The organism is Neochlamydia sp. AcF95, assembly GCF_018342455.1.
Classification (GTDB): domain Bacteria; phylum Chlamydiota; class Chlamydiia; order Chlamydiales; family Parachlamydiaceae; genus Neochlamydia.
This window is the reverse complement of sequence record NZ_JAEMUC010000047.1, coordinates 22,229-47,460: the sequence shown is the minus strand read 5'-3', so window position 1 is coordinate 47,460 and position 25,232 is coordinate 22,229. Positions and strand designations below refer to the sequence as shown.

The 25,232-nt window shown below is 38.4% G+C and carries 21 protein-coding genes, 1 tRNA gene and 1 riboswitch; of the genes, 9 read left to right on the top strand and 13 right to left on the bottom strand.

The window, feature by feature from the left end:
• Positions 1 to 3 precede the first annotated feature (3 nt).
• The 6 genes from NEOC95_RS05690 to nrdR all read right to left on the bottom strand — a co-directional run bounded on the left by NEOC95_RS05690 (position 4) and on the right by nrdR (position 4,011).
• The gene (locus NEOC95_RS05690) at positions 4 to 828 is read right to left on the bottom strand and encodes a TrmH family RNA methyltransferase (RefSeq protein ID WP_213152106.1); all 825 of its coding nucleotides are present in this window, start codon (positions 826 to 828) and stop codon (positions 4 to 6) included.
• The gene (locus tag NEOC95_RS05685; RefSeq protein ID WP_213152105.1) at positions 818 to 1,654 is read right to left on the bottom strand and encodes a class I SAM-dependent methyltransferase; all 837 of its coding nucleotides are present in this window, start codon (positions 1,652 to 1,654) and stop codon (positions 818 to 820) included. The genes NEOC95_RS05690 and NEOC95_RS05685 overlap by 11 nt, the downstream gene beginning before the upstream one ends.
• Positions 1,655 to 1,860: 206 nt before the next feature.
• Positions 1,861 to 2,562 carry a hypothetical protein gene (locus NEOC95_RS05680; protein WP_213152104.1) on the bottom strand — a complete coding sequence of 234 codons (702 nt, stop codon included), beginning with the start codon at positions 2,560 to 2,562 and terminating at the stop codon, positions 1,861 to 1,863.
• A 4-nt stretch (positions 2,563 to 2,566) separates the two neighbouring features.
• Positions 2,567 to 3,100: a signal peptidase II gene (gene lspA / locus NEOC95_RS05675; RefSeq protein ID WP_166154543.1), complete on the bottom strand. Its 534-nt coding sequence runs from the start codon at positions 3,098 to 3,100 to the stop codon at positions 2,567 to 2,569.
• Between the two features lie 2 nt (positions 3,101 to 3,102).
• On the bottom strand, positions 3,103 to 3,468 hold the full coding sequence (locus tag NEOC95_RS05670) for a TraR/DksA family transcriptional regulator (RefSeq protein ID WP_166154541.1): 366 nt from the start codon (positions 3,466 to 3,468) through the stop codon (positions 3,103 to 3,105).
• Between the two features lie 27 nt (positions 3,469 to 3,495).
• Positions 3,496 to 4,011 carry a transcriptional regulator NrdR gene (nrdR, locus tag NEOC95_RS05665; RefSeq protein ID WP_166154539.1) on the bottom strand — a complete coding sequence of 172 codons (516 nt, stop codon included), beginning with the start codon at positions 4,009 to 4,011 and terminating at the stop codon, positions 3,496 to 3,498.
• Positions 4,012 to 5,489: 1,478 nt separating this feature from the next.
• Between nrdR and NEOC95_RS05660 the strand changes: the two genes are divergently transcribed.
• The gene (locus tag NEOC95_RS05660; RefSeq protein WP_213152103.1) at positions 5,490 to 7,022 is read left to right on the top strand and encodes a KGG domain-containing protein; all 1,533 of its coding nucleotides are present in this window, start codon (positions 5,490 to 5,492) and stop codon (positions 7,020 to 7,022) included.
• A 66-nt stretch (positions 7,023 to 7,088) separates the two neighbouring features.
• On the opposite strand, the gene NEOC95_RS05655 is transcribed toward NEOC95_RS05660, so the two are convergent.
• Entirely contained in the window at positions 7,089 to 8,108 is a 1,020-nt protein-coding gene (locus tag NEOC95_RS05655; protein ID WP_213152102.1) for an LOG family protein, read from the bottom strand.
• A gap of 246 nt (positions 8,109 to 8,354) precedes the next feature.
• Between NEOC95_RS05655 and NEOC95_RS05650 the strand changes: the two genes are divergently transcribed.
• Both NEOC95_RS05650 and hemF read left to right on the top strand, forming a co-directional pair.
• A complete protein-coding gene (locus NEOC95_RS05650; protein ID WP_249270184.1) occupies positions 8,355 to 8,876 on the top strand; it encodes a class I SAM-dependent methyltransferase in 522 nt (173 codons plus the stop codon).
• A 444-nt stretch (positions 8,877 to 9,320) separates the two neighbouring features.
• The gene (gene hemF, locus NEOC95_RS05645; protein WP_213152101.1) at positions 9,321 to 10,127 is read left to right on the top strand and encodes an oxygen-dependent coproporphyrinogen oxidase; all 807 of its coding nucleotides are present in this window, start codon (positions 9,321 to 9,323) and stop codon (positions 10,125 to 10,127) included.
• A 120-nt stretch (positions 10,128 to 10,247) separates the two neighbouring features.
• Here hemF and NEOC95_RS05640 read toward each other — a convergent pair whose 3' ends face one another.
• Complete coding sequence (locus NEOC95_RS05640) at positions 10,248 to 11,492, bottom strand: BaiN/RdsA family NAD(P)/FAD-dependent oxidoreductase (protein WP_249270183.1); 1,245 nt, start codon at positions 11,490 to 11,492, stop codon at positions 10,248 to 10,250.
• Positions 11,493 to 11,963: 471 nt separating this feature from the next.
• Here NEOC95_RS05640 and NEOC95_RS05635 point away from each other — a divergent pair, with 471 nt between their 5' ends.
• The 3 genes from NEOC95_RS05635 (at position 11,964) to NEOC95_RS05625 (ending at position 14,186) form a co-directional block, all read left to right on the top strand.
• Positions 11,964 to 12,932, top strand: coding sequence for a pyridoxal-phosphate dependent enzyme (locus tag NEOC95_RS05635; RefSeq protein ID WP_213152100.1), 969 nt, complete (start codon positions 11,964 to 11,966; stop codon positions 12,930 to 12,932).
• A 590-nt stretch (positions 12,933 to 13,522) separates the two neighbouring features.
• Positions 13,523 to 13,927: a DUF1761 domain-containing protein gene (locus NEOC95_RS05630; protein WP_166154529.1), complete on the top strand. Its 405-nt coding sequence runs from the start codon at positions 13,523 to 13,525 to the stop codon at positions 13,925 to 13,927.
• Between the two features lie 19 nt (positions 13,928 to 13,946).
• A complete protein-coding gene (locus NEOC95_RS05625) occupies positions 13,947 to 14,186 on the top strand; it encodes a hypothetical protein (RefSeq protein ID WP_213152099.1) in 240 nt (79 codons plus the stop codon).
• Between the two features lie 255 nt (positions 14,187 to 14,441).
• On the opposite strand, the gene NEOC95_RS05620 is transcribed toward NEOC95_RS05625, so the two are convergent.
• The 4 genes from NEOC95_RS05620 to NEOC95_RS05605 all read right to left on the bottom strand — a co-directional run bounded on the left by NEOC95_RS05620 (position 14,442) and on the right by NEOC95_RS05605 (position 21,588).
• Positions 14,442 to 16,286, bottom strand: coding sequence for a hypothetical protein (locus tag NEOC95_RS05620; protein WP_213152098.1), 1,845 nt, complete (start codon positions 16,284 to 16,286; stop codon positions 14,442 to 14,444).
• A 241-nt stretch (positions 16,287 to 16,527) separates the two neighbouring features.
• On the bottom strand, positions 16,528 to 17,787 hold the full coding sequence (locus NEOC95_RS05615; protein WP_213152097.1) for a glutamate-5-semialdehyde dehydrogenase: 1,260 nt from the start codon (positions 17,785 to 17,787) through the stop codon (positions 16,528 to 16,530).
• 498 nt (positions 17,788 to 18,285) lie between these two features.
• Entirely contained in the window at positions 18,286 to 20,604 is a 2,319-nt protein-coding gene (locus tag NEOC95_RS05610) for a ribonucleoside-diphosphate reductase subunit alpha (RefSeq protein ID WP_213152096.1), read from the bottom strand.
• A 9-nt stretch (positions 20,605 to 20,613) separates the two neighbouring features.
• Complete coding sequence (locus NEOC95_RS05605) at positions 20,614 to 21,588, bottom strand: ribonucleoside-diphosphate reductase small subunit (protein WP_166154519.1); 975 nt, start codon at positions 21,586 to 21,588, stop codon at positions 20,614 to 20,616.
• Positions 21,589 to 21,770: 182 nt separating this feature from the next.
• A riboswitch (cobalamin riboswitch) is annotated at positions 21,771 to 21,958 on the bottom strand.
• Positions 21,959 to 22,300: 342 nt separating this feature from the next.
• Here NEOC95_RS05605 and NEOC95_RS05600 point away from each other — a divergent pair.
• The 3 genes from NEOC95_RS05600 (at position 22,301) to NEOC95_RS05590 (ending at position 24,612) form a co-directional block, all read left to right on the top strand.
• The gene (locus tag NEOC95_RS05600; protein ID WP_213152095.1) at positions 22,301 to 23,287 is read left to right on the top strand and encodes a hypothetical protein; all 987 of its coding nucleotides are present in this window, start codon (positions 22,301 to 22,303) and stop codon (positions 23,285 to 23,287) included.
• Positions 23,288 to 23,357: 70 nt separating this feature from the next.
• Positions 23,358 to 23,789 carry a hypothetical protein gene (locus NEOC95_RS05595; RefSeq protein WP_166154515.1) on the top strand — a complete coding sequence of 144 codons (432 nt, stop codon included), beginning with the start codon at positions 23,358 to 23,360 and terminating at the stop codon, positions 23,787 to 23,789.
• Between the two features lie 307 nt (positions 23,790 to 24,096).
• Positions 24,097 to 24,612: a GyrI-like domain-containing protein gene (locus NEOC95_RS05590; RefSeq protein ID WP_213152094.1), complete on the top strand. Its 516-nt coding sequence runs from the start codon at positions 24,097 to 24,099 to the stop codon at positions 24,610 to 24,612.
• Positions 24,613 to 25,139: 527 nt separating this feature from the next.
• On the opposite strand, the gene NEOC95_RS05585 is transcribed toward NEOC95_RS05590, so the two are convergent.
• Positions 25,140 to 25,228 (bottom strand) — tRNA-Ser (locus NEOC95_RS05585).
• Between the last annotated feature and the right edge of the window lie 4 nt (positions 25,229 to 25,232).

Sequence of the window (25,232 nt, the reverse complement as noted above, 5' to 3'; positions counted from 1 at the left end):
GACTTACCCTTGTCGCTGACGTAAAGCTTCATATAAAAGTAAGGTAGTGGCCATAGCTACATTCAGAGAATCGGCTACCCCAAGCATAGGAATTTTTACCTGGATATTAGCCTGCTGCATCCACGCCTCTGATAGACCTAGCTGCTCGGTGCCAACAGCAATAGCTACCGGTTGTTTTAAGTCGGCTTGTGTATATTCTAACTTAGCGCTAGGAGTAGCAGCAACAATAGAGATGTTATGCTTTTTTAACCAATGAATGGTTTCATGGCCTTTGCTTTCTATCACGGGGACAGTAAACAAAGTCCCTACGCTAGCACGTACTACATTAGGATTATAAATATCTGTACATTTATCGCAAACAATCAAGGCATCGAGATGAACAGCATCGGATGAACGTAAAATGGTACCTAGATTACCAGGCTTTTCAATAGCTTCTGCCACCACTAAAAGAGGAGAATGAGCATTTTTTTTAATCAAGCTTGATAACTGATCTAGCCCTCGCCGCTGTTGAGCAGCGATAGCAATTAATCCGTCGGGACGATCACGATACGACATTTTCCGAAAAATATTTTCCCAGCAATGAAAAAGCTGAGCTCCTTTACTACTTAAAGAGTCGATCAAAGGCTTTTCATTTTCTCCTAAAAACAGTTCCTGGCAATAAAAAAGACTATCAATTTTATATCCCGCTTCATAAGCACGTAAAATTTCTCGATATCCCTCAATAATGAATTGCGCGGACTTATCACGTACCCGGCGCTCACGAAGGCCAATCACTTGCTTAACACGAGCGTTTTGTAAGCTGGTTAACGTAAGGACTTTACTCTGCATATTGCCACCTTGCAAAAGTTCCACTAGGAATAGGAAAGGTTTCGGCACAGCCTTCTAATAACATCTCTCCTTCATCAATCGTTCCGGAAAGTCCTTCTAAGTTTTGATGGAGAAGATGCTTCATAACTAAAGGAGAAAAGCCGGGAGTATGGCAAGAGAACAAGATGAACAAGGGTTTGGGGGTGAGCAGCTCTCGGCAACTTCTTAAGAGCTTGTTGATTTCCTCCTCAATTTTAAAAACCTCTCCATTAACCCCCCTGCCGAAGCTAGGAGGATCGAGAATAATGGCATCATAGCGGGACCCGCGTCTTAATTCCCGTCCCAAAAACTTGAAAACATCATCAATAATCCAACGAATAGGAGTTTTCTCAAGTTGATTTAAAGCAGCATTTTCACGGGCCCAGGCTACCATTCCTTTGGAAGCATCTAAATGGCACACTTCTGCTCCAGCCTGCGCAGCTGCAAGAGTTGAGCCACCCGAGTAGGCAAATAAATTTAACACACGCTTACCTTTAATACGCCTGCTTTGGATCCACTTCCAAAAAGCTTTTTGCTCAGGAAAAATCCCTAGATGGCCAAAATCTGTTGGAGAGATTTTGAAAACTATATCTGCCACTTTGATCTGCCACACATCTGGGAGCTTTTCTTTCCGAAAAGTCCATTTGTTTTGTCCTTCTCGAGAAAAAAAAGCATGGGCATTATCCCAGCTTTCTTGAGAAAGGCGTGGCTCCCATACTGCTTGTGAGCATGGCCTTGATATTGTATAAGGACCAAATTGTTCTAATTTGTAACCGTTTCCACTATCTATTAAAGAATAAGTATTCATGCAATTTTTCATAGGTGCTAATATACACTATCAAGCAATAAATTATCTATAGTAGCCTCTACTTTTTATCGGTTTAAAAAGCTTCTTTTTTCATTGATCGTTACCCCTCTGCCAGCTTAAGAAAGCTTATTTTAAGCGCTGGCTATTTAGCAAAAGACCTTCTCAGCCTAGCCTTTAAAAAGCTGGCTTTTATCCGGCTTTTTTATTCAGGGGATTTTCGTAGGGGAAGGAAGTTGGACCTGCAAACCTCTGCTTTCTAGCTGGGGATGTTGATTGATCCAGGAAAAACATTCTTTTCCTATGCGCATAGGCACGTTTATCAATTTTTCTTTAACTAAGAAAGGGGTGGGGACCGTATATTTTCTTTGCCATTGTTGAATCAATCGAAACAAAGCTGTATTAGTATAAGCCTCTCCTACTTTATAGATAGCATGTGTTTGAGGATCTTGATAAAGTTGGGGATATGAAAACTGCAACCCCCATGAAACCGGCTCTTTTCCTAACACCATCGAACGGAATTTATTATCAGCTACCGAATAATCGAGGGTATGCAGCTGCAGCTGCACGACTGGCTTTGCAATGCGTATGAGCTGGCGATCGTTGCCTATTGACAAAGCATATAAATAATCTGCAGAAAAAGTCAGCACAGAAGTAAAGAAGGAACGAAAGTACTCCATTTCATGAGTTTGCCTACTTTTAAGTAAGTGAAGGTAATGATTATAATTAGACAGAAAAACTTCACGAGAAATTTGTCCTTCTCCACTTTTTTCTACCCTTCCTATGGAAAAAATTTTAAAATCCCCTAAAGCCTGAAAAAGAGCCTGTATTTCAGATTCCTCAATTAGCATAGCTACAGAAAGCCATTTAGAGGCTTGATAAGGCTCAGGACTAGATTTTACACTAAGCATAGCATCAGGTTATAGGGTGAATTTTTTCTCTTTCAAAAAGTGAGCTTATTAATAGCCAGGCTACCCCTACTGTAATGCAGGAGTCGGCTACGTTAAAGACAGGAAAATCATACCCCCAGAAAACGAAATGAAACATATCTATCACATGTCCATAAACAAAAGTATCGATAACATTTCCTGCGGCCCCTACCACAATTAATAGAAGAGGTAGCCGCCAGCTTTTATTTCGATTATAAAAAAGAGAATAACCTATCAATCCCCCAATCATGAAGAGGCGCAAGACTAGCAAAAAGTCCTTTAGCTCAGCAAACATTCCCCAGGCAGCTCCATGGTTAATGGCATGAGTGATAGAAAATTCAATTCCTAGGAAGTCTTTAAATAGTCCTATTCCTCCATAAGGATACCATAGCAACAAATGATTGGAAATAGGTAAGTAGTAATAAGTAAGGTATTTTGTAACGATGTCTACCATCAAAGCACTACATCCAATGAAAGCTAGCATCTGCCATGATAAACAAATGGTAAAATACTTAATCATGCTCAAATTAAACCTTTCTCCAGCTGCTCCTGCGCTTTTACAGTCATAGTAGCATAAGGAACCGCTTCTAGACGAGCTAACGGTATCTCTTCGCCAGTAAGATCGCAAATTCCATAAGTGTTTTCATCAATTTTTTCCAATGCTCTTTCGATTTGTCGAAGAATATGGTATTCTCGGCTAGTTACTTCAAGGCTAATGGTTCTGTCAAAATCATCCGTACCTTGATCTGCTTGATGCTGAGAATAACCTGTAGCTTCATCAGGAGTTTTAACCTCAGCAGTCGAACCTTTCAAGATATGGGTTAGCTGAGCGCGCATCTCCTCTAGCTTCTTTTTGAAATGGGCGACATCATTTTTCTTTAATCCCATAGGGACCTCCTTTTAAAATATAACTATTTAATTTTTTAGAATTTCCGTTAAAGGCTTTCTCGTCGAACAAGCCTGGGAACTTTTATTTAAACTTTCTTTAGGTTGAATGGTTTTAATTGCTTGCATAAGTTCTTCAATATCTTTAAATCGCTTATATACACAAGCAAATCGAATATAAGCAATCTCATCTAATGCTTGTAAATGCTTCATGGCTATTTCGCCAAGTTCCTTAGTACTCACTACATGCACTTGGCGTTGCGAGAGTTCCTCGCTGATTTCTGCAGCCAAAGCAATGACATGATCATGACTAATAGTGGTATGACGGCATGCCGCCTCTAAACCATTCACGAGTTTTTGCTGTTGAAAATCTTCGTAATGCCCATCACGTTTATGCACTTGTACCGTGAGTTCTACTGTCTCAAAAGTAGTAAACCTTCTTAAGCATCCTAAGCATTCCCTTCTACGCCGAATAGCATTTAGTTCAGCAGCATCGCGCGAATCGATAACCTTAAGCTCACGATGATGGCAAAAAGGACATTTCATTAAACACTCTTTTGTTACAGTTGAGCGTTCATATACAAGTTTTTTAACTCACATTGCAAGCATAAAATAGTATATGTTGAAGCAAATTTTAATCTGTATTTACCGACCGTCTTAAGGGCCTATAAAAAACACACATTTTACTCAACTTTTAGAGTATAAGTATACATTTTTATTCAATCCTTCCTTACATTTATTCTATATCCTTTTTTTGTCTCTTAACCGCCTTACATTTATCTTTTGATTTGCTCATGAAAAAATTAATAAGGTTACTTTCCAAAAGTTTAAAAAATGAATTAAATTCTAAAAGTTGCGAGAAAGAGTCATTTGTAGGATATGTTAAGCCAAGTAGCTTCCTTGATAAGAGTCTTCCCCTTCATTTCGCTCTTCTAATCATCTTTACTTTATAAATATTTAAGATAAAAGCAAGGGTTGATAAGAAGGAAGACTTAATAAAGCCGAAAAAGATTTAAACACAGCTACAACTTTAAAAAAACCATCCTTCCAAACTCTTAATTTATCATCAGAAGTCAGCAGCCAAGCAAGAGCCATTTAAGATAAGAAACTTTATAACCATAAGGCTTCCCAATTTATGTAAAAACCTGTTACTTATTAGATGATTACTTCTCTAAGCTGTTCCTCCATTTGCTGGGCATCCTTTTCAATATTTCTTAAAAGATGAGCTTAAAAAGCATGCAATAAATTTGGATGCAATAGCATTCATTGAGGCTTGCCGCCACTTTTGTTTTTTAGCAAAAACTAGAAAACCTGATAAAGAGCATGAAAGAGTATGGCTAAGCTTATAGAAAGCTATCCTCTCTTCTTTGGACTTTCTTTGGCTTATCGTGCAAGCTAAGCTTTGGCCTTCAGAAGCTACCACATGCTCCCTTGCAAGCCAGGAAGAGAAATGAGTCTATCTGTAATCTTATAACCTGTTAAAGAAGGAACCTACAAAACTGAGAAAGCTAGTCTAAAATAGTAAAAAAGTTAATTTAATTCTTTGTTTTTTTTATTTTTAAATGGCTTAATAAGCTAATGAGGAAAGGGTACTGGGTCAGAAGTATAATATTTAAGACCGTCTAATCCATGCTTATCATATTTTTTGGCTTTAGGCTCGCTTAAAAAGCAGGCTTATATGCATATTTAAACAAGCAAATTTTAATATTTGTAAAAAAATCACTCTTTTTTGTTTAAACCTAAGCCTTTGATTTTAAGCATCTAGCACTTTATTTTTTTTCTTTTTTTGGCTTTTCGCTTTGCGAAGATGAAATTCCTGCTTGTCATCAAATTCTTATCTTTTCATAATCCAAGTCATAAGGTGATACTACAAGCTCTATTCTATTATAACGAATATGAGAACTGAAAATTACACCTGGAAATCCTCACAATCGAACTTTCAAATTAGCAAGCGTTCTAGCAAGCGTTCAACATCTCTTATCACCTGTCAGTGTCCTTTTACTAACATATGAAGGAGGTTATTTATGCCTACTAGAAAATCGTCTGGAGCGACTCGCCAAGAAGCAGGCCAAAAAGGAGCTGAAGCTCGTTCAGGTAGAAGTTCTTCTGATCGTGGTGGACGCGGTGGCCGTGGACATCAAGAGCCTATGAGCCGCCAAGAAGCAGGCCAAAGAGGCGGAAGAGCCGTCTCGGAAAAATATGGGCCAGAGTTTTACCAAGAAATTGGACATAAAGGTGGCCAAGCTGTAGCTTCCAAATACGGCCCTGACTTTTATCGCGAAATTGGCCACAGAGGAGGAGAAAAGGTAGCTTCCGAACGTGGACATGAATTCTATCAAGATATTGGTCATCGAGGCGGACAAAGGGTCGCCGAAGAGTATGGTCCTGAATTTTATCGCGAAATTGGCCGAAAAGGTGGTCGTGCCGTCTCTTCAAAATATGGTCCTGACTTTTATCGTGAAATTGGCCACAAAGGAGGAGAAAAAGTAGCTTCCGAACGTGGGCATGAATTTTATCAAGATATTGGTCATAAAGGCGGACAAAGGGTCGCTGAAGAGTATGGCCCTGACTTTTATCGCGAAATTGGCCGAAAAGGTGGTCGTGCCGTCGCTTCTAAATATGGGCCTGACTTTTATCGTGAAATTGGCCACAAAGGAGGAGAAAAAGTAGCCTCCGAACGTGGACATGAATTTTATCAAGATATTGGTCATCGAGGCGGACAAAGGGTCGCCGAAGAATATGGTCCTGACTTTTATCGCGAAATTGGCCGAAAAGGCGGCCGTGCCGTCTCTTCTAAATATGGACCTGACTTTTATCGTGAAATTGGCCACAAAGGAGGAGAAAAGGTAGCCTCCGAACGTGGACATGAATTCTATCATGATATTGGCCATAAAGGCGGGCAAAGGGTCGCCGAAGAGTATGGCCCTGACTTTTATCGCGAAATTGGCCGAAAAGGCGGCCGTGCCGTCTCTTCTAAATATGGTCCTGAATATTACCGTGAAATAGGCAGCAAAGGAGGCCATGCACGTGGGGGCTATGAGGAAGGCCATGAATCTGATGAAGATTATGAAGAAGAGGATGAAGGTTATAGAGGCCACCGAGGTGAAAGCCATGGTCGCTATCAAAGAGTTGGCTCTCACGGCGAGGAATCTCATCAAGGCTATGAAGCCGATGAGGATTATGAAGACGAAGATGAAGGCTATAGAGGCCACGGGGGTGAAAGCCATGGCCGCTATCAAAGTGGTCATCACGGCGAGGAATCCTATCAAGGACATGAATCCGATGAGGATTATGAAGATGAAGATGAAGGTTATAGAAGCCAAAGGGGTGCAAGCCATGGCTATAGCCAAAGAGGTCAGCACCAAGGTGCTGAAGCTCATCACGACGAAAGTGATGAAGAGGAAGGTGAGGAAGAGTATAGCCACCAAGGTAGTGGCAAGATGAGCCGCCAGGAAGCCGGTCGTAAAGGCGGCTTAGCTACAGCCTCTCATCGCTCTCGCGAAGAGTACAGAGAAATGGGCCGTAAAGGCGGCCTAGCTCGCCGAGAAAATAGATAATAAAACTATTTACTTTCTCAAGCAGTCGCAGAAGGGGTTGTGTTTAACAACCCCTTCTCTGTTTCTTTAAAAAGCATTGAGTGTATCGATCATTGCTCGCAAGATTCCAAAATCGCGATGGGTATGCTGAAAAACCAGACGCGGTAAACTTAAGTGATCTATTTCCTGGGGTAATGGCCCGCTTTTCTCCATCTTTCCTTCGGCCACCAGAACTTGATAATGCTTATTTAGATGCTCTACTTGCCGATCTGTTAGCTCCCTATTTAGACGTATGACAAGCTGTGAACCTACATAGCGACAAGAATGATAATGACGGTAAAACTGTTGGACATGTAAAACGGCATCTTCAACCGAGCGAGCAATGTAAAAAAGATTAAGATCTTCAGGGCTAATCCAACCATTAGCTAACAAATGCTCATCGATATTCATTTTCCAATGGGGCCAATAGACTCCATTTTTACTTTCAACTAGGACTAAAGGCATTAGATTTGCTTTTCCTGTTTGCATAAGCGTTAGCAATTCAAACAATTCGTCCATCGTCCCAAATCCCCCAGGAAAAACAGCTACTGCATCTGAATGAGTTAGAAACATTAATTTGCGTATGAAGAAATAACGAAAAACGATTAATTTAGGATCGCCTGCAATAACAGTATTAGTGGGTGCCTCAAAAGGCAGGCGAATAGAAAGACCAAAGCTTGATTTTTTCTGAGAACCTTCTAAGCCTGCTTTCATGATTCCATCAGCTCCTCCTGTAATGCACATCCAGCCTAGTTCTGCAATTTGAGTGCTAAAGCTTTTGGCTGCAAAATAATCAGGATGATTTTCGGGGGTGCGGGCTGATCCAAAAATACTGATACAACGCGACTGCTTAAATTTACTAAAGATGCGATAAGCATACCGCATCTCCTTTAAGGAGCGATTAATAAGTTTTAATTGCCCGGTATCATTATTCTCGATAAGTAGCTTAAGGCTCGTTTCAATCATCTGCGTGACAAGCTCTGCTTCGAATGTAGCTGAAGATTTTCCACACATTTCTATAAGATTTTTAATCGCCAGCTGAGTCTTCTCACCCTTAAGCTCTATCATAAACCTCACTCCTTTTTTTGAGTGGTAAACCTATTGTTCTTTTAAGCAGAAAGCCCATCCACTATCAAGCTAATAGCCGTAAAAGAAAATAGCCATGCATAGCAAAATAAGCATTTATGAATCTATAGCAAATATGGCAATCTGCTAAAGAAACAGGAAAAATATTTGCCTATTTTACAGCTAGCTGCTTGCTTTTTCTTCCCTACTTAAGCACTATAGATAATTAAACGCTCGATAAAATGTTTTATGATTTTCTTGCTATCTTTGCTACTCCTTCTTTTCATTTTAATAATTGGCTGGTCAATAAAAAATGGTATCGGTCCTATGCCTACCTCTCCTTCTGTAAAACAGATCTTAATGAACAATCTGCCCTTGCAGGAAAAAGGTCTTATTTATGAACTAGGCGCAGGATGGGGAACTTTAGCATTCTCGCTTGCTCACAAATATCCTCAATGTACGGTTCTAGCTTACGAAAGCTCTCCTATCCCTTATTTCTTTTGCCTAATGCGCCATTTCTTTTCGCGCTCACCTCATTTGCATCTTCGCTATCATGATTTTTTTAAAGCTAACCTTATGGATGCTAAGATGATTATCTGCTATCTATATCCTCTAGCCATGCAAAAATTAAAAAGTAAATTTGAAAAAGAATTACCTCAAGGGGCATGGGTAGTCACCCATACCTTCGCTGTTCCTTCTTGGAAGGCTGAACAAATTATAGAGGTTGCCGATCTTTATTCTACTAAAATCTATATTTATAGACGGCCTTGATTCATTTGACTCGCTTTTCCAACCTAGCAAAAAGAGCTTTTTAGAGAGCGCTGAAGATAAATGGGGATATACTTCTATTTACCTTAAATAAAAAAAACAGGCCATTCTTTTGATAGCCAGCTATTTATAATAGATACAAGTAGCCTATGCTCTTCACAAAATAAATACCTAGCGGTCGGGACTTCTAAAGCATTTAGATTAACTCCGGCGGCTCCTTAACTAAAACAAGCCTCCGCTGAGTGAGGAGCCGGGAGTTTTTTAGGAGAGTATAAACTTTCAGCTCTTGCCAATTTCTGTTCTTAAAAATAAAAACACCTCTCTTGTTTCTCTATTACTTTGCAAACATTTCTTATTATTGTAGGCAAAAAGCACTCTTTTGCCGTAATGTATGTAAAAAATACCAAGCTCTTTTTTAAAGGCTAATCAAAAAACCTATGAATTTATATGCATAATGAATCCTCCAGCAATAGACACTCCTCTTTAATCCATTTTCTTAAACACTTGAGAGATGAGATCATTATCGCTTTTGAAAAATTGGAAAACAGTAAGCGTTTTACAAGGAAACCATGGCAACATCCCACAGGAGGAGGGGGCGAAATCTCTATTTTACGAGGAGAAGTTTTTGAAAAAGCAGCCGTTAACTGGTCGGGAGTCTATGGACCTCATTTTCCTATGAGCGAAAGCTCGGGGCCTTTTTTTGCTACAGGAGTAAGCTTGATTACTCACATGGTCAACCCGCATGCACCTACTGTCCATATGAACATTCGCTACATCGAAACGCAAGAAAAATCATGGTTTGGAGGAGGCTTTGATTTAACGCCCATGGGCTTTAGCTATGCTGAGGATACGGGGCATTTTCATCAAACAACTCAAGAGTTTCTAAACTCTATCGATCCTAGTCTATATCCTCTTTTTTCGCAAAATGCTCGCGAGTACTTTTATATTCCCCATCGTCATAAAGAACGTGGAGTGGGAGGCATTTTTTTTGACCATTATAACAGCGGCGATTACGAGAAAGATTTACACCTATGGCAAACGGTAGGCAAACAATTTTTAGCAGCTATCCTTCCTATCTACATAAAACGCGTATCTCTTCCTTATTCTGTTGAAGAAAAAGAAAAGCAGCTAGAAGCTCGCGCTCATTATGTGGAATTTAATTTAATGTATGACCGAGGAACAAAATTCGGATTTCAATCGGGAGGCAATCCTGAGGCTATTTTATGCTCGCTTCCCCCTTTAGCCAAGTGGTAACTTCGTTGCCACCCCTTAAGCCTATTTCTTTTTAGCCATGGCAGGTATTTTTTTCCTTAAGCGACTTAGAGATCGATAAAAAAGCTTAAGTTGCAAGATAAAGAAGAATATGCAAAAAATTTAATCTTTTGCCATCGCCTGGCCAGCAATCCAACCCGTTGTCCAAGCATTCTGAAAGTTAAAGCCCCCGGTGATTCCGTCAATATCTAGCACTTCGCCCGCAAAGAATAAGCCAGGGCATTTTTTACTTTCCATCGTTTTGAAATTAACTTCATCGAGATTCACTCCCCCGCAAGTCACAAACTCCTCTTTAAAAATTGTTTTCCCTTGAATGTTAAAAGTAGAGTTTTGTAACAATTCCAGCAATGCATTTAAATGAACTTTTGATAGATAAGAACAACGCATGCCACACGGGATTCCAGCCATAATAGTAAGCTTTTTCCACAGATTTTTTGGAAGAGCTACCGGACTGTCTGAAGAAATTAATTTGGCAGGATTTTTCACTTTATAATTACTTAAACATGCTGCTAAGGCCTCTTTATTCATCTCTGGCAGCCAGTTGACTACTAAGGTAGCTTGATAATTCATACCATGCAAGATTCTTGCCCCCCAAGCTGACAGCTTTAATACTGCTGGCCCACTAAATCCCCAATGGGTAAGCAAGAGAGGACCTGTTTGCTTAAGATCTGTCTGCTGAATACGTAAGCCTACATTAGAAATCGACATGCCGGCAAGGTCTAGCAAGGGAGAAGTAGGAACATTAAAAGTAAATAATGAGGGCACAGGAGGCACAATCTGATGTCCTAAAGCGGTTAATAATTCATACATTTTAGGGCTACTGCCTGGAGCCAACAATAACTTTTTACACTCTACCCATGAGCCATTCGTAAGGTGAATAACAAACCCTGCCGCTTGGACCTCAATTTTTTCAACCCCACTCTCTGTACGAACCTCTACATGGGCAGCTTTGGCAGCACGCATTAAACAATCAATAATGGTAGCAGAATCATCAGTAAGAGGAAATAAGCGCCCATCCTCTTCTACTTTTAACTCCACGTGACGGTCTTTAAACCACTGAATAGTATCTCGAGGTTGAAAACGAGTGAAAGGACCTAGCAAAGCTTGGCTTCCGCGTGGATAATTTTTTACTAGAGCTACTGGGTCAAAGCATGCATGCGTGACATTACAGCGCCCACCCCCTGAAATGCGCACTTTAGATAAAAGCTGTCTATTCTTTTCTAAAAGAATCACTTTTTTGGCTATGCAAGCTTGAGCGCAGGCAATGGCTCCGAAAAAGCCTGCTGCTCCTCCACCTACTACCACGAGATAATCTTTCATAGGATTGGCATTTAAATCTTTAGGCATTTGAAAAGCTTATTATTATTATAGGCATATTTATATGAACAATTTGAAAAAAGATATAAGCCTAACCTACATGCTAGAAAATGCCATTTACAACTTAGCCAGCAAAGGCAATTTTTTATAAAGGAAGTTATTGCCTGCACCCTGCTCCAAGGTTGAAACTTACTTATGACCGACCAGTTTACACGAGCATTCATTTGTTTTTCAAGAAAGCCTAAAATTTAGGAAAAATTCTTGTTAACCTTTAATTGTAAAATATGAGCTTGAGCAGCTAACCAAGAAAAAGCTTTTTAAGCTAAAAGAAATGCGAGGGATAAAAGAGCAGGGGTAATTAAAAGAAGATAAACATTCCCATGGGTTAAAAAACTTTTACTTGTTATGTTTTTAAAAATGAACAGTTATCCGATATTGATAACATTTAAGTTTTTTTCTTACACTCATTAAACTTAAAAAACATTTCACAAGGCCCCCTTCATGCTCTTTACTTTAGAAAAAACGGTACAGCAATATATTAAGCTCGATTTTCCTTTGCACTCAAGGATCCATAAACTTAAAAGCTATAGCTCTTCCCACCTTCAATGTTATATTAAGCGAGATGACGAGCTTGGGCTCATGGGATCTAAAACAAGAAAATTTAGCTCATTAATGACCTTTTTGATTCATCAAAAAGCCAAGGCAGCCATTGTCATTGGAGGAATTAATTCAAATCATGTATTAGGTATTTCTCAGCTCTTGATTGAAAATCAAATACAGCCATTTCTTTTTCTATGCAAAAGCTATCAACAGAAGCTAAAAGGTAATGCTCTTCTCACCCAACTACTTGTGCCTAACGATCAGATTCATTGGATAGAAAAGCAAGATTGGCCAAAGGTCTATAAAGCTGCTTTGCATTTTGCAGATCTGCAGCGCCATCAAAACATCCACATCATTCCTGAAGGAGGATGCATGCCAGAATCTTTTCCAGGAGCGCTTACGCTTCCTATAGACATCCTTTATAATGAAGCTAAAGAACAGATCCATTTCGAGCATATCTTTGTGGATAGCGGAACAGGCCTTACTGCAATTGCCTTAATAGTAGGCCTGGCTTTTTTACAGCATTCAGCACATGTGCATGTGGTTTTAATGGCGGGCAAGGAAAATGAATTTTTAGATAATTTAAAACGTTATCACCACTATTTTGAAAAACTTGTTAAATCACCCTGTCGGATGCCTACGCATTTCTCTTTATGTCGCCCCCATCAAGCAAAATCTTTTGGGGCGACCTCGGCAAAAACCTTTAAAGACATTCATGAAATAGCTCGAGCAGAAGGAGTACTGTGTGATCCTATCTATAATGCCAAACTTTTTAAAGAAGCCCAACGGATCATTCAACAAAAAACCTTACAAGGAAAAGCTTTGGTGATACAGTCAGGTGGCACCCTCTCTTTACTAGGCTTTTTATAATTTTTAAAATTAAAGGAGATTAAGCTTTTTACTTTAAAATTTTTCTTATCCATTATTTTAGCTATGTTAAAAGGGCAGATTTAAAATTTCCCTTAAAATTATGCGTCCCTGCTGCTTCTCTCCTGCCCATCTTTTTCTTTAAATTAATAAGCATTCTTTATGATTAGCATATAATCAAATTGCTAGAAGCATAGAAATCAATCTCCATAACCTCACCTAATCACATGAATGGCAAGAAAGTAGTAAAAGGGAAGAAACTCGAGGAAAAAATTGCTTTGCTGATAACAGATTTTTCTTCTCAAGAGCAAGGATAGGTGGAGTAAACTGATATACATTTAGATTGGCTTATCAATCCATATTCCTCTCCCCCTCTATTAAGTAGATGGCTTTAAAAGTAATAGGGTTGTAGCAGGATTAGGCAACGAGGATAATCAAATGCCTTTGTAGCAGCAGGAATTACCATCTCTCTTTCCCCTAGCTCTTTTATCTTTCTATGTTTAAGCTTTTAAAAAAGATTTGAAAAATAAAATATCATTATACAATATTGAAGCAATGACTACTTAAATTTTATTCTCAAGGAGCACAATTTTATGGAACCTACTAACGTAAATATTTGGGTCGTGCTGGTATGTACGATGATTAACAACTTTTTAGCCTCTGTTTGGTATTCGCGTAAAGTTTTAGGAGATGCTTGGGCCAAAGAACATGGTTTTGATGCAGAGCTTTTAAAACCAGCTCCTTGGCATTTTATAGGCGCTTTTCTGGTAGCTTTTACCTTATGCTTTGTCTTGAATATGTTCTTCCATAATTTTGCTATCAAAGGCATGGGAAATGGCATGGCTGTAGGCTTTCTCATCTGGCTAGGATTTATTGCCACGACGCATTTCTCTGGCGTCATATGGGCTAAGAAACCTTTTAAGGCTTATTTGATAGATTCCGGATATTTACTCTTGAATTTGATTTTGATTGGTGCAATCATGGGTACCTGGCAGTAATTTAGCAAATTAAAAATGCATGAGGTTGATTGTGGAAAATAAAACACTTACTTTAATCCTAGGAATAATAGCTATTTGTGGGCCTATAGATGCACACAGTGAAGAAGCAGTTTGTCGTAAATGTGAAAAAGTTCGGGAGTATAATGCAGCTCATCCTGAAAACAATTACTATTGGTATGACGATTACTTAAAAGAGAAAAAAGAAGAGAATCAGGGAGCTAAACCTCAAAAGGAATCTATCCCGAACTCTAAAGTGTAGCGGACTTGGCCATAGCTATAGCTGGCTTAATTATAAGAGCGAGAAGTTTAAAAAAACTCTCTTCTATGAGATAAAAAAGCTTTTTAAAGTTAATCTAAAAAGCTTTTTTATCTATATTAATGTAAAAGATTATCGTTGATAAAAACGCTTTTTCACTTTTAAATTTATATGCAGTTTTAAGAACTTTTTTCTTAAACACGCATGGCCTATAGAAAAAAAGCCCCCCTTTCAGAGGAGGGCACTTTGGCAAAAAAATTACCTTTCAGGTACAGCAGCCTCGGGTTCTAAATTAGGCAAAGACGGCTGATTTTCATGATTGAATAAAGCATTTTCTTCTTCTTTACTTTCTAAGGAAGAGGATGGCTGCTGGGGAATAATTGAAGAAGGGGCGTTCTCTTCCGTAATAGGCGGTATAATAATAGAAGAAGGAAGTTCTTCCTCCGCAGCAGGAGCTTCAGGTTTCTGTAAGCTTTTCTTAAGTTTTTCCCATGCCTCTTTCACTTGCTCTAGCGAACTACTTCCAATTTTAACATGGTCTTTTTCCATAAAATTAACAGTCACTGATAAAGTTGCACTTTCCTGTGAAGCTTCATTTGCTAGGCTCCGAAAAAAATCTATAATTTTTGCTTCCTTGTCCTCATCAATGATGCTTAAGGATAAAGGTTGCTTGTTAAATTCAGCGATTTTTTCCAAAACAGGATGAATGCGATTAAAATAAGCGACCAGGTCGTGAATCATTTGTTTGTAATTTTTCCATTCAAACTCATACTTACCTTGAGGGTGGCTTTCAATAAACTCTGCTTGACCATGAGATTTAATTCCATAGGGCTGGGTATCTAAATCAAAGTTATGGATAATTATTTGATGAAGAAAAGGTTTCTTTACAACATCTCTAATCTTCACATCCGCATCAAAGATAAAACTCTTTTTACCCAGTTTGGCATAATCAGGTATAATATCTTCTAACCTATCCTTACAGCATTTTAATAGCTCATCTAATAGTTGGCTCTCTCGCTTTGAAGCAGAGGAGGCCGTCTCAGAGGCCTTTAACTTAAGTCCTTCCATAAATTGCCGGTGTATAGCTTCTATGCCTTGGGGGGTTAAGATAGAGTCTGTACGAAATTCAAGATGAAGATTTCTATGATCATGCTCTTCCTGAGTATGAGCGATCTTGGAAGTGACCAAAAGCTGGCCATATGGATTTTTTATATTCAACTTATTAAGGGTGATGTCAAAATTCTCAGCACTTAAAAAATTCCATAAAGCCAGATGAAGAGGTAGGCTAGCCTCAAACTCTAAATTAAACGTATTTTTTCCAGAGCTTAGAAAGGAAGGAATATCTAACCCATCTGTATTAAGCACCATAAATTTCTTGAAATGTTCTAGCAAAGCTTTACCTTGATTTGCCGCCTCGGCATCTTCTATGTCCAAGCTAAATAAAAATTTATTTTCTTTATTTTTATTTGGATGCTGCTTCCAGCGAAGCCCCCCTTTGGAAAAGCTTAGCCATTGTGTTTGAACATCCCCCTTTTTTTCATATAAAACAAAATCGTGATCTTCATAGCTTACCCTTTTCGATTCTCTTAAAATCTCGTAAATAGAAAAATTTTCTGCATTAAAGCCTTTGGGTAGCTCTGCAAAGGGATGGATAAAAGCATGAGAATAGTGGGGATGAACTGTCTCTAACTTTATTTCTCTATTGCCCTTACATATGTATTCTTTGGCACTTGTCTGACTAGAAGTTGGAGCTATATACTTCAGATCGCCTTCCTGTTTTAGCCAGTAAGATTTTCCTAATATATCCGTTCCTATTTTCAAAGTTCCGTCGATACCCAAAGTTGGGGATGACAGGGATTTTTTTCCTTCTTGAAGTAAAATATAGCGAGGTTTATTTAATTTGACCTCGTAGCTGAAAGGAAATCCTTGCACGGACACATCCCCGGTTTCTAAACGATAGAAGCCCGATGATTGTTTTTCATAGTTTTTAAGATGAGCCAGAACAAATCCTTTTGCTTGCTGGGCACGGTAGAACCAATGACCTACATAGAGAAGAGCAAAAATGGCAACTATAGAAACTGTAAGACGATTGATAATTTTCATGGTTTCCTCAAAATGTTTATTAGGCTTTTGTCACCAAATCTCTTAATGCTTAGCCTAGTTTAGAGCTTGTATTTTTCTTTCCGTATTAGGAAAAGAGAAACTATTTATTTACAGGCCATGCCTGGGGGTAATTCTACTTGTATATTAACGCTTTTCCTATAATAAACAAATATTTTAGCAAGAAAAGTTATAGAAAATTATTGAAAAAGCTTATTTGCTTGTTAGAAGAGAGCATTTATTCTTATTGACAAACATGATAATTACCTTGGACAAGCCTTTTATAGCTCATCAATTCTTTTAAGGTAATAGGACCTGGGAGGCGGAGCTTATGCAGATTATTTAAGGTTTCTGGCTCTGTATCTATGAGGGTTTCATCTAAAAAACGAAGAGAGGAATTAATCATAATAACTTCAGAACTTACTAAAGAGGAAAATTGCATGGCATGGACAGGATGATCAGAAAGAATACCATCACAGCTTCCTGATCCATGCAAATGGATATGTTCGATAGCCTCTTCCATGCCTTTAACCAACTTAATATTTAAAACATGGGAATGCCAGGCTGTATCCCAATCTTGTGATACTGCTAACTGAGCATTTTCAGGATTTAAAGAACAAGAGACCCACAGATTCCAACATCTACCATCCAAACGCAGAGAAATGTTTTTATCAAGTAAGGTTTTAAAAAGAGCAGGAAGAAAAGAATCTGCTAAAGCTTCATGGACAAGCAAAGTGCTGAGGGAATAGGTAGCCTCTACCTCTTGCATTTTAGCATTATTGATAACGTCAAGTGCTTTCTCACTATTGAGAAATAGATCAATATAAAGATGGCCCACACTTTTATTCTCATAAACAAGAGGAATAAGGCTATTTTTTTGGCAAAAAGATGTAAGAGAGGCACTCCCTGCTAAAAGAACGAGATCCACACTTTTTTTACATTGAATAAAATCTTTTAATTGCTCTTCATCATGAGATGGAAGGAGTTGGACGCTCTCGATAGGTAAATCAGCAGCCTCCAACCCCATTTGAATGATCTTAACTAGAAAACAGCAAGTATTTTTGATCTCTTTTCCCGCCCAAATGATTAAAGAATTTCCTGATTTGATAGTTAGAGCTGCCACCCTTAAAACTGCATGGGGGTTAATATCTAAAACGTATCCTACCACACCTATAGGAACACGATATTTTGCTAACTTCAAACCATTGGAAAGTGTTTGATCATCAAAAATTTCTCCATTCAGATCAGGCATTCTTCTAATATCAGATATACATTCTATCAGCTGATCTAAGCAGCCAAGTTCAATGCATTTCTTTTTATCCTCACCTGACTGAGAAAGATCCTGCAAATTAGCCTGCTTTATTTCTTCTAGGTAAGCAGATAAAGCTTTGGATATTTCACTTAAAGCCAGGTTTTTTTGGCTTTCGGAGGCATTAGAAAGTATTAAAGCCGCGTTTTTGGCTTTACTTGTTTTTTTATCTAAATCCGCCATCATCCTATCCATAAGTTCTACTCTCCTTAAGCATAAATTTGCATGCTATTAAGTGAAAAGGTGACCTGTCAAGTAAAAAAGCCTTTAAGAAGCAACACTTTTTCCGCTTGGGAAATAAGCGAGCAAAAGAGATGAGCAGTCAGCTCTATATGGCCCTGCGTTTGTTTAACTTACAAGCTCATTGCATAGTTAAAATATCTGGCATAATTTTTAAACTTTTTGCCTTTTTTTAAAAGGATACCTAGTATCATGCGAAAGCTTGTAACTTAAAATTTTGATAGTCGTCAGAATTTTTTCTTAATTTTTATAGGTTTTTCCTTGGAAATAGCTTAAAAGCTAGCTATTTCCAAGAGAAAAAGATCCGCAAGCTCAAAGCTAAAATTCTTAGAGGATTGTCAGGAAACTCCGCTTTTTTAAATTTCACAAAAAAGAAATGCCAATGCAAGATTCTTTAGCCCTTCTTTTCAACATCAAGCGAGCCTTATTTAAGCATCTTAATCCTTATTTAACTTAAGCACTGCAAGATAGGCATTCTTCTTTGTTATTTGCACTACAAGCCGCAAAAGGCTTGGCTTCTAAAGTAAATTTAATTGCATCCACAGCCGCTTGAGTTCTTAAATAGTACATGCCTGTCTTTAAGCCACATTTCCATCCATAAAAATGCATAGAGGTCAGTTTGGCAAAGGTAGGATTTTGTACAAATAAGTTTAGCGACTGAGATTGGCAAATAAAGGGTCCACGCTCTGCCGCCATCTCCACTAATGTTTTTTGCTTGATCTCCCAAGCTGTCTTATAAAGCTCCTTAATATTTTCAGGAATTTCTTTAATACCTTGTACAGAACCATTAGCAGCGATCAGCTGATTTTTAAGCTCTTCATTCCATAAACCTAGATGGATCAAATCCTTTAATAGATGTTTGTTCACTACGATAAATTCCCCCGATAGTACACGGCGTGTATACAAATTGGAAGTATAGGGTTCAAAGCATTCATTATTCCCAAGGATCTGCGAAGTAGAAGCTGTGGGCATAGGGGCTACTAAAAGTGAATTTCTTACTCCATATAATGCCACTTCAGCTTTAAGAGAGGGCCAATCCCAACGCTTTCCTGGAACCACATTCCACATATCATATTGAAAGATTCCTTTAGATATAGGAGAGCCTTCATAAGTTGAATAAGCCCCATGAATTTTAGCCAGGTCTTTTGAGGCTGTTAAGGCAGCAAAATAGATGGTCTCAAAAATCTCGCGATTTAATTGCTTAGCCTCCTGAGACTCAAAAGGTATTTTTAATATTAAAAACACATCTGCCAAGCCCTGTACCCCAATACCAATGGGGCGGTGACGGAGGTTAGAATACTCAGCTTCCGCTACAGGATAATAGTTGACATCAATAATTTTGTTTAGATTCCGCGTGACCACTTGGGTAACTTCAAATAGCTTAGGGTAATCAAACTGTCCGTCTTTGATGAAACGTGGCAAAGCTAAAGAAGCCAGATTACACACGGCTACCTCGTCTGGAGCTGTGTACTCTACAATTTCGGTACATAGGTTACTCGATTGAATAGTCCCTAGATGTTGCTGATTCGATTTTCTATTACAAGCATCCTTATAAACCATGTAAGGACTGCCTGTCTCAATTTGTGCCTCCAGAATTTTAAACCAGAGCTCTTGAGCTTTAATTACTCTACGGGCACGCCCTTCTTTTTCATACTTTTTATAAAGTTTTTCAAACTCCTCTCCCCAGCAGGCATCTAAACCTGCTGCTTCATTAGGACAAAACAAAGACCAAGCTTGGTTAGCCTCCACGCGCTGCATAAAAAGGTCGGGAATCCAAAGCGCTGTAAAGAGATCCCGCGCCCGCATTTCTTCCTTCCCTTGATTTTTCCTTAAATCTAAGAATTCAAAAATATCAGCGTGCCAAGGTTCTAGATAAACGGCAAAAGAGCCTTTACGCTTTCCTCCTCCTTGATCTACATAGCGAGCAGCATCATTAAACACTTTAAGCATCGGAATGACACCATTGGAGATACCCCCTGTTCCACGGATGTAAGAGCCTGTCGCGCGTATACCATGGATACTTAAGCCTATGCCTCCTGCAGCTCGAGAGATTTTAGCACACTGTTTAAGAGTATCGAAAATCCCGTCAATACTATCTTCTTTCATTTGTAGTAGAAAACAAGAAGAGAGCTGGGGAGCTGGTGTACCAGCATTGAAAAGGGTTGGGGTTGCCTGAGTGAACCATCGATCGCTCATCAGATGATAGGTTTCCATAGCAGCCTCAATATCCCCTTTATGAATGCCTATTGCTACCCGCATTAACATATGCTGAGGTCTTTCCACTACTTTACCTTGCATTTTTAGTAAATAAGCTTTTTCTAAAGTTTTAAATCCAAAGTAATCGTACAAAAAATCTCGATCATAGATGAGAGTAGAGTCTAAGAGCTCTGCATGCTGTTGGATAATCTCATAGACATCTTCGGCAATGAGAGGGGCATGTTTACCGCTTTTGGGATCTACATACAAATAGAGGGCTTTAATAGTCTCAGAAAACGATTTGCTTGTATTTTTATGCAAATTAGAAATCGAGATTCTAGCCGCTAAAATCGCATAATCAGGGTGGTTAGCCGTTAACGTTGCCGCCACTTCAGCAGCTAGATTATCTAGTTCACTGGTAGTTACACCATCAAAAACGCCTTCGATGACACGTCTAGCTACCAGCACAGGATTAATATGCTTAGCATCTAGGGCATAGCATAACTTTTGAAGCCGAGCTGTAATTTTGTCAAACTTCATCGCCTCTTTTCTTCCATCGCGCTTAATTACAAACATACCCCCCCTTTAAAATTCTTCATTTAGAGTAAACTCGTGATTTCTTTGAGTCGACATCACACCTGGTTTCTGATATTCAGAAACCCTTTTTTCAAAGAAATTAGTTTTACCCTGCAGAGATATAAGTTCCATAAAATCAAAAGGATTATTCACGTGATATAATTTAGAATACCCCAGCGCATTTAATAATCGATCGGCTACAAATTCGATATATTGGCACATCAAATCTCCGTTCATGCCAATCAATTTGACAGGTAACGCCTCCATGACAAATTCCTTTTCAATCTTAACTGCATCTCCAATAATCTCTTTAACAAGTTCTTCGGATAGCTTATGAGCAAGTTGCGAATAGATTAAACAAGCAAAATCGCAATGCAAGCCTTCGTCTCTAGAAATTAATTCGTTGGCAAAACTTAAGCCTGGCATGAGACCCCGTTTTTTAAGCCAAAAAATTGAGCAAAAGCTTCCTGAAAAGAAGATACCTTCGACGGCAGCAAAAGCTACTAAACGTTCAGCAAATCCCCCTTTAGAAATCCACCTTAAGGCCCATTCTCCTTTTTTAGCTACGCAAGGAAGGGTATCTAAGGCATGAAAAAGCATGCTTTTCTCTTGCGAATCCTTAATATAGGTTTCAATTAATAAAGAATAAGTTTCAGAATGGATATTTTCGATCATGATTTGAAATCCATAAAAACATCTTGCTTCAGGATATTGAACTTCATTAAGAAAATTCACGGCCAGGTTTTCATTTACAATTCCATCACTAGCAGCAAAAAAAGCTAGTATATGCTTGATAAAGTGCCTTTCATTTTCATTAAGTTTTTTCTCCCAGTGCTGTACATCTGTAGACAGATCGATCTCTTCAGCAGTCCAAAAGCTAGCTTCAGCTTTTTTATACATCTGCCAAATATCTTGGTGATTGATAGGAAATAAAACAAAGCGTTCTTTGTTTTCTAATAAAATTGGTTCATGCAAGGCCTGCATAGGAAACTCCCAAAAAAATAAGCTTAAGGTCTACCATCCTATCTAGAATGATAAGCCCATGATTTAATAATTAAAGAAAGGGAGAAAATAGACCGAGCAGATTGGCCAAAAAGAGAAAGAATATTACTCTTTATTTTCCCCATCCTGTCTTTAACGAGACAGTTCACCTTTTATAAAAAAGATGCGATGAGCAAAGATAAGCAGGTCTTCTGACTCTGAGATCATCCTACTTGCCAGCCTTCCCACTAATAAAAGCAGTGGCATTTTAGCTTTCGTCACTCATTACAGCGGCGTTACCGCACAGGATTTACACCTGTTTCCCTATTCTCTTCTAGCCTTAACTAAAAGCACTTATCTTAAATCCAATGTATTTCTCATTGTGCCAGTAAATATATACGTTGCCAAGATTTTGTCAATAGGAATAAAGAATCTGCACAGTTTTCTTAAATTTTTTATGCCATTAAAAGCTCTCTTAGAAGGATATAAACTGGCAATCCCTATTTTAGTTAGATAGCCAAGCTTATATTGCTGGAGAGAAAAAAGAAAAATGTGTATCTATTTGCAAGCAGTTAATCTTAATGCTTTTTAAGAGAGTGCACCAGGAAAGTCCGCTTCCCACTAAATTTCTTGAAGAATAAGAAAGCAAGCCGATAGCTTTAATATTTATTAAAGAGCTCTTTAACAATCATTCATTTTATTTTAAGGATTAGCAATGAGTTCCCTTACGATTTCTTCAGAGAGATCTCCTTCCAGTGTCTCTTCCCTTAGTCAAGAAAAAGCTGCACGCTTTCCCAGGGAGAGTTTACAGAGATTTTCCCCAGAGGTTATCCTCGGCCTTATGCAAAGACGGGGAGATTTGGACAATCCTCTCTCTTCTTATAAAATTAAAGGGACACCATCCCGTGGAGAATGGCATGACTTTAAGTCTCCTAGAAAAAACCTTTCTTCTTCTAGCTTATCCTTTAAAGCCTCTGTACTTTCTTCTGAGCACGCCAAAAGTGAGAAAATTAATTTTTTTTCTAAGGAAGCAATTAAAGAAATGGGTTTCGAAGCAGTTATATTGACAATTGCTCATCTCTTAAAAACGCTAAATTCTTCGGGCTTTCAAGAAATTAAAATAGGAGGCCTCACAGCTACAGCTTTGCTACCTATCCTGATGATTAATTTTAATAGATTAGCCCCTCAATTTCCTGCAGAGAAAGTTCAATTATATGGCCTGGGGTATGCAGCTGAGCAAAAAGAATTTCTAAATTTAAGTATTGAGGCTCTTTTAAAATCCAAAGGGAAAAAAAACATTACCATTAGTGACTTTAGTGAGTCTAATCTTTTTCAAAACATAAACTTGCAAAAAAAGTATGAACGTCATGTAGGCACATTTGACATTATTTATACTAATCTCTCTTTAGATAAGCTGCCAGAGCTTAAGGCTCTTTTAAAAGTAGGAGGAGCCCTAATTTTTAAAGAAACTCTGAGCATTCCCCAAAGAGCAAAATCGCATGAAAATTTGCTCTCGGAAGAAGAAAATAATTATTATAAAAAGTTTCAAGAAGTTTTCGCCAGCATTCATGCTCCGGTTGAGCATCATCTTCCCCTCTATGCAATCTGTAAAAAAATCCTCCAAAGTGGTTTTCATTTCCACAAAAGAAATATTAGCTCCTCTTATCAACCTACTTATGTTTTTCTTTTAATAAATAAATAGCTTGATTAAGGCAAGCGTTTAGTGTACTTATTCAATAGCATGAAAAACTAAAAATAAGCTGAGGATAGAAATGAAATCGCCCACCTTTCGTCATCAATTATATAACAACGCGGTAGCTATCATTAGCTTAATAGTGGCCGTCATTGCTTTAGCTGTAAACACCTGGCGATTAGAGCAAACAGAAAAAAATAGAAACACCCGCCAAGCAGGCTTTGAAATGCTCAAAAACTTAGGAGGACTGCAAGCTGTTGTTAACACCACTTTATACAAAGAAACGCATTCAAAAATAGAGGCTATTGAAGGATGGAATTATATTGCCATGATGAGTGACATTGTTATCCTTCTCCCCTCCCCTGTCCCAGAGAATCTTAAACAGCTAGCTAAAATATGGAGTGTGCATTGGAAAAACTTAGCTACAAACCATAATAGTGTCTCACAGATTAACCATCAAATAGATACAACAAGAGAAGCTGTTATGCATGCTTTAAACCAATTGCATTAAAATTAAGGTCAATTTCCAAAGAAAAATAAAGGATCCCTAGGATAAAAGCTTAGCTATAAGGGATTAAGCTAAAAGATTCACAAGCTTTGAAAAAATAGAAAAGAGTAGGGAAGCTTTTTTTCTATTCTTCGTGAGAGAGTTTCTATATAATATTTTCTACATTTAAATCTCCTAGCTAAAGTGTGAAGAGAAAAATAATAAATTGACCCCTTTAGCTTAGCTAGGAAAAGAGGCATTTCAATATTTACTGCCTCAAAAATCTAGAGGGCTTAACTAAAACTTTGGTGATCTTAAAGGAATTTAGCTCATGCTCAAAACGATAATACAATTACCAGAAATTAAACTGGTGGGCATTACAAGCCGCACTAACAATTCATTGGAGAAGGACCCATCCTCTGCTAAAATTAGCTCAACAATCCAAACCTACTTCCAAGGTGCATGCTCAGAAAAAATTCTTTATCGCGCAAAACCAGGTATAACCCATTGCGTTTATACCGATTATGAATCTGATCTTAAAGGAGACTATACTTATTTTATTGGTGAAGAAGTCAGCAAATTCGCTGAAATGGCTGAAGGATTTTCCGCCCTTGTTATACCTGCTCGAAATTACGTAAAATTTACAAGCAATCCAGGTACCCTACCTTCCCTATGCATTAATATGTGGCAAGAAATTTGGTCGATGTCCGCTCAGGATTTGGGTGGGGAAAGAGAATATTTGGCTGATTTTGAAATTTACGATGATCGTGCAAGCAATCATCAGAATGCAATACTCGATATTTACATTGGCATTAAAAGCGAAAATCAAAGGCCTTCTTGCACCTAAAGGAGTAAGGTTTAAAAAGTGGCGATTTTTCTCCCAGGTTTTCCTATTATAAACCATAGCCCCTTACCCCAGGTAAGGAGCTAGAAAGATCCTGCGAATACCCATAGAAGCTGCTTTATTGGGTTTGTCTATTAGAATTAGCAAATCCTCCCCTATTTAAACTTAAAGCAAGATTGTATTTCTCTTGAGGCAAGGTCCAAGTGCATTGGGCAGGCCTTATGATTATTAGGATAGCTCTTATATGATGAAAAAGGGTTTGTCTAGAATAGCGTTTTGCATTCTTAAAAACGTATGAAATTTTAAGTTGGATAAGCTCAAAAAATTAATGCATTTTACCACGCCTTCGTTGAAGGTGAAAGAAGGACAAAGTGTGAAAAAAGCTTAAGCCAAATATAAAGAGAAAGCAAAGCAGATGGAGGAGTCTAAAATTCATGTCTTCTTCTGAAAAGCCCGCCAAATGCAACGCTTTAAAGCTTTATCTGCCTTTTGCTGAAGTAAAAAAGAAAAATTTACTCAGGTAAATAGGACGGAGAGGGTGGGATTCGAACCCACGGTACGTTTAAAAGCGTACACACGCTTTCCAAGCGTGCTCCTTAAGCCACTCGGACACCTCTCCAAGA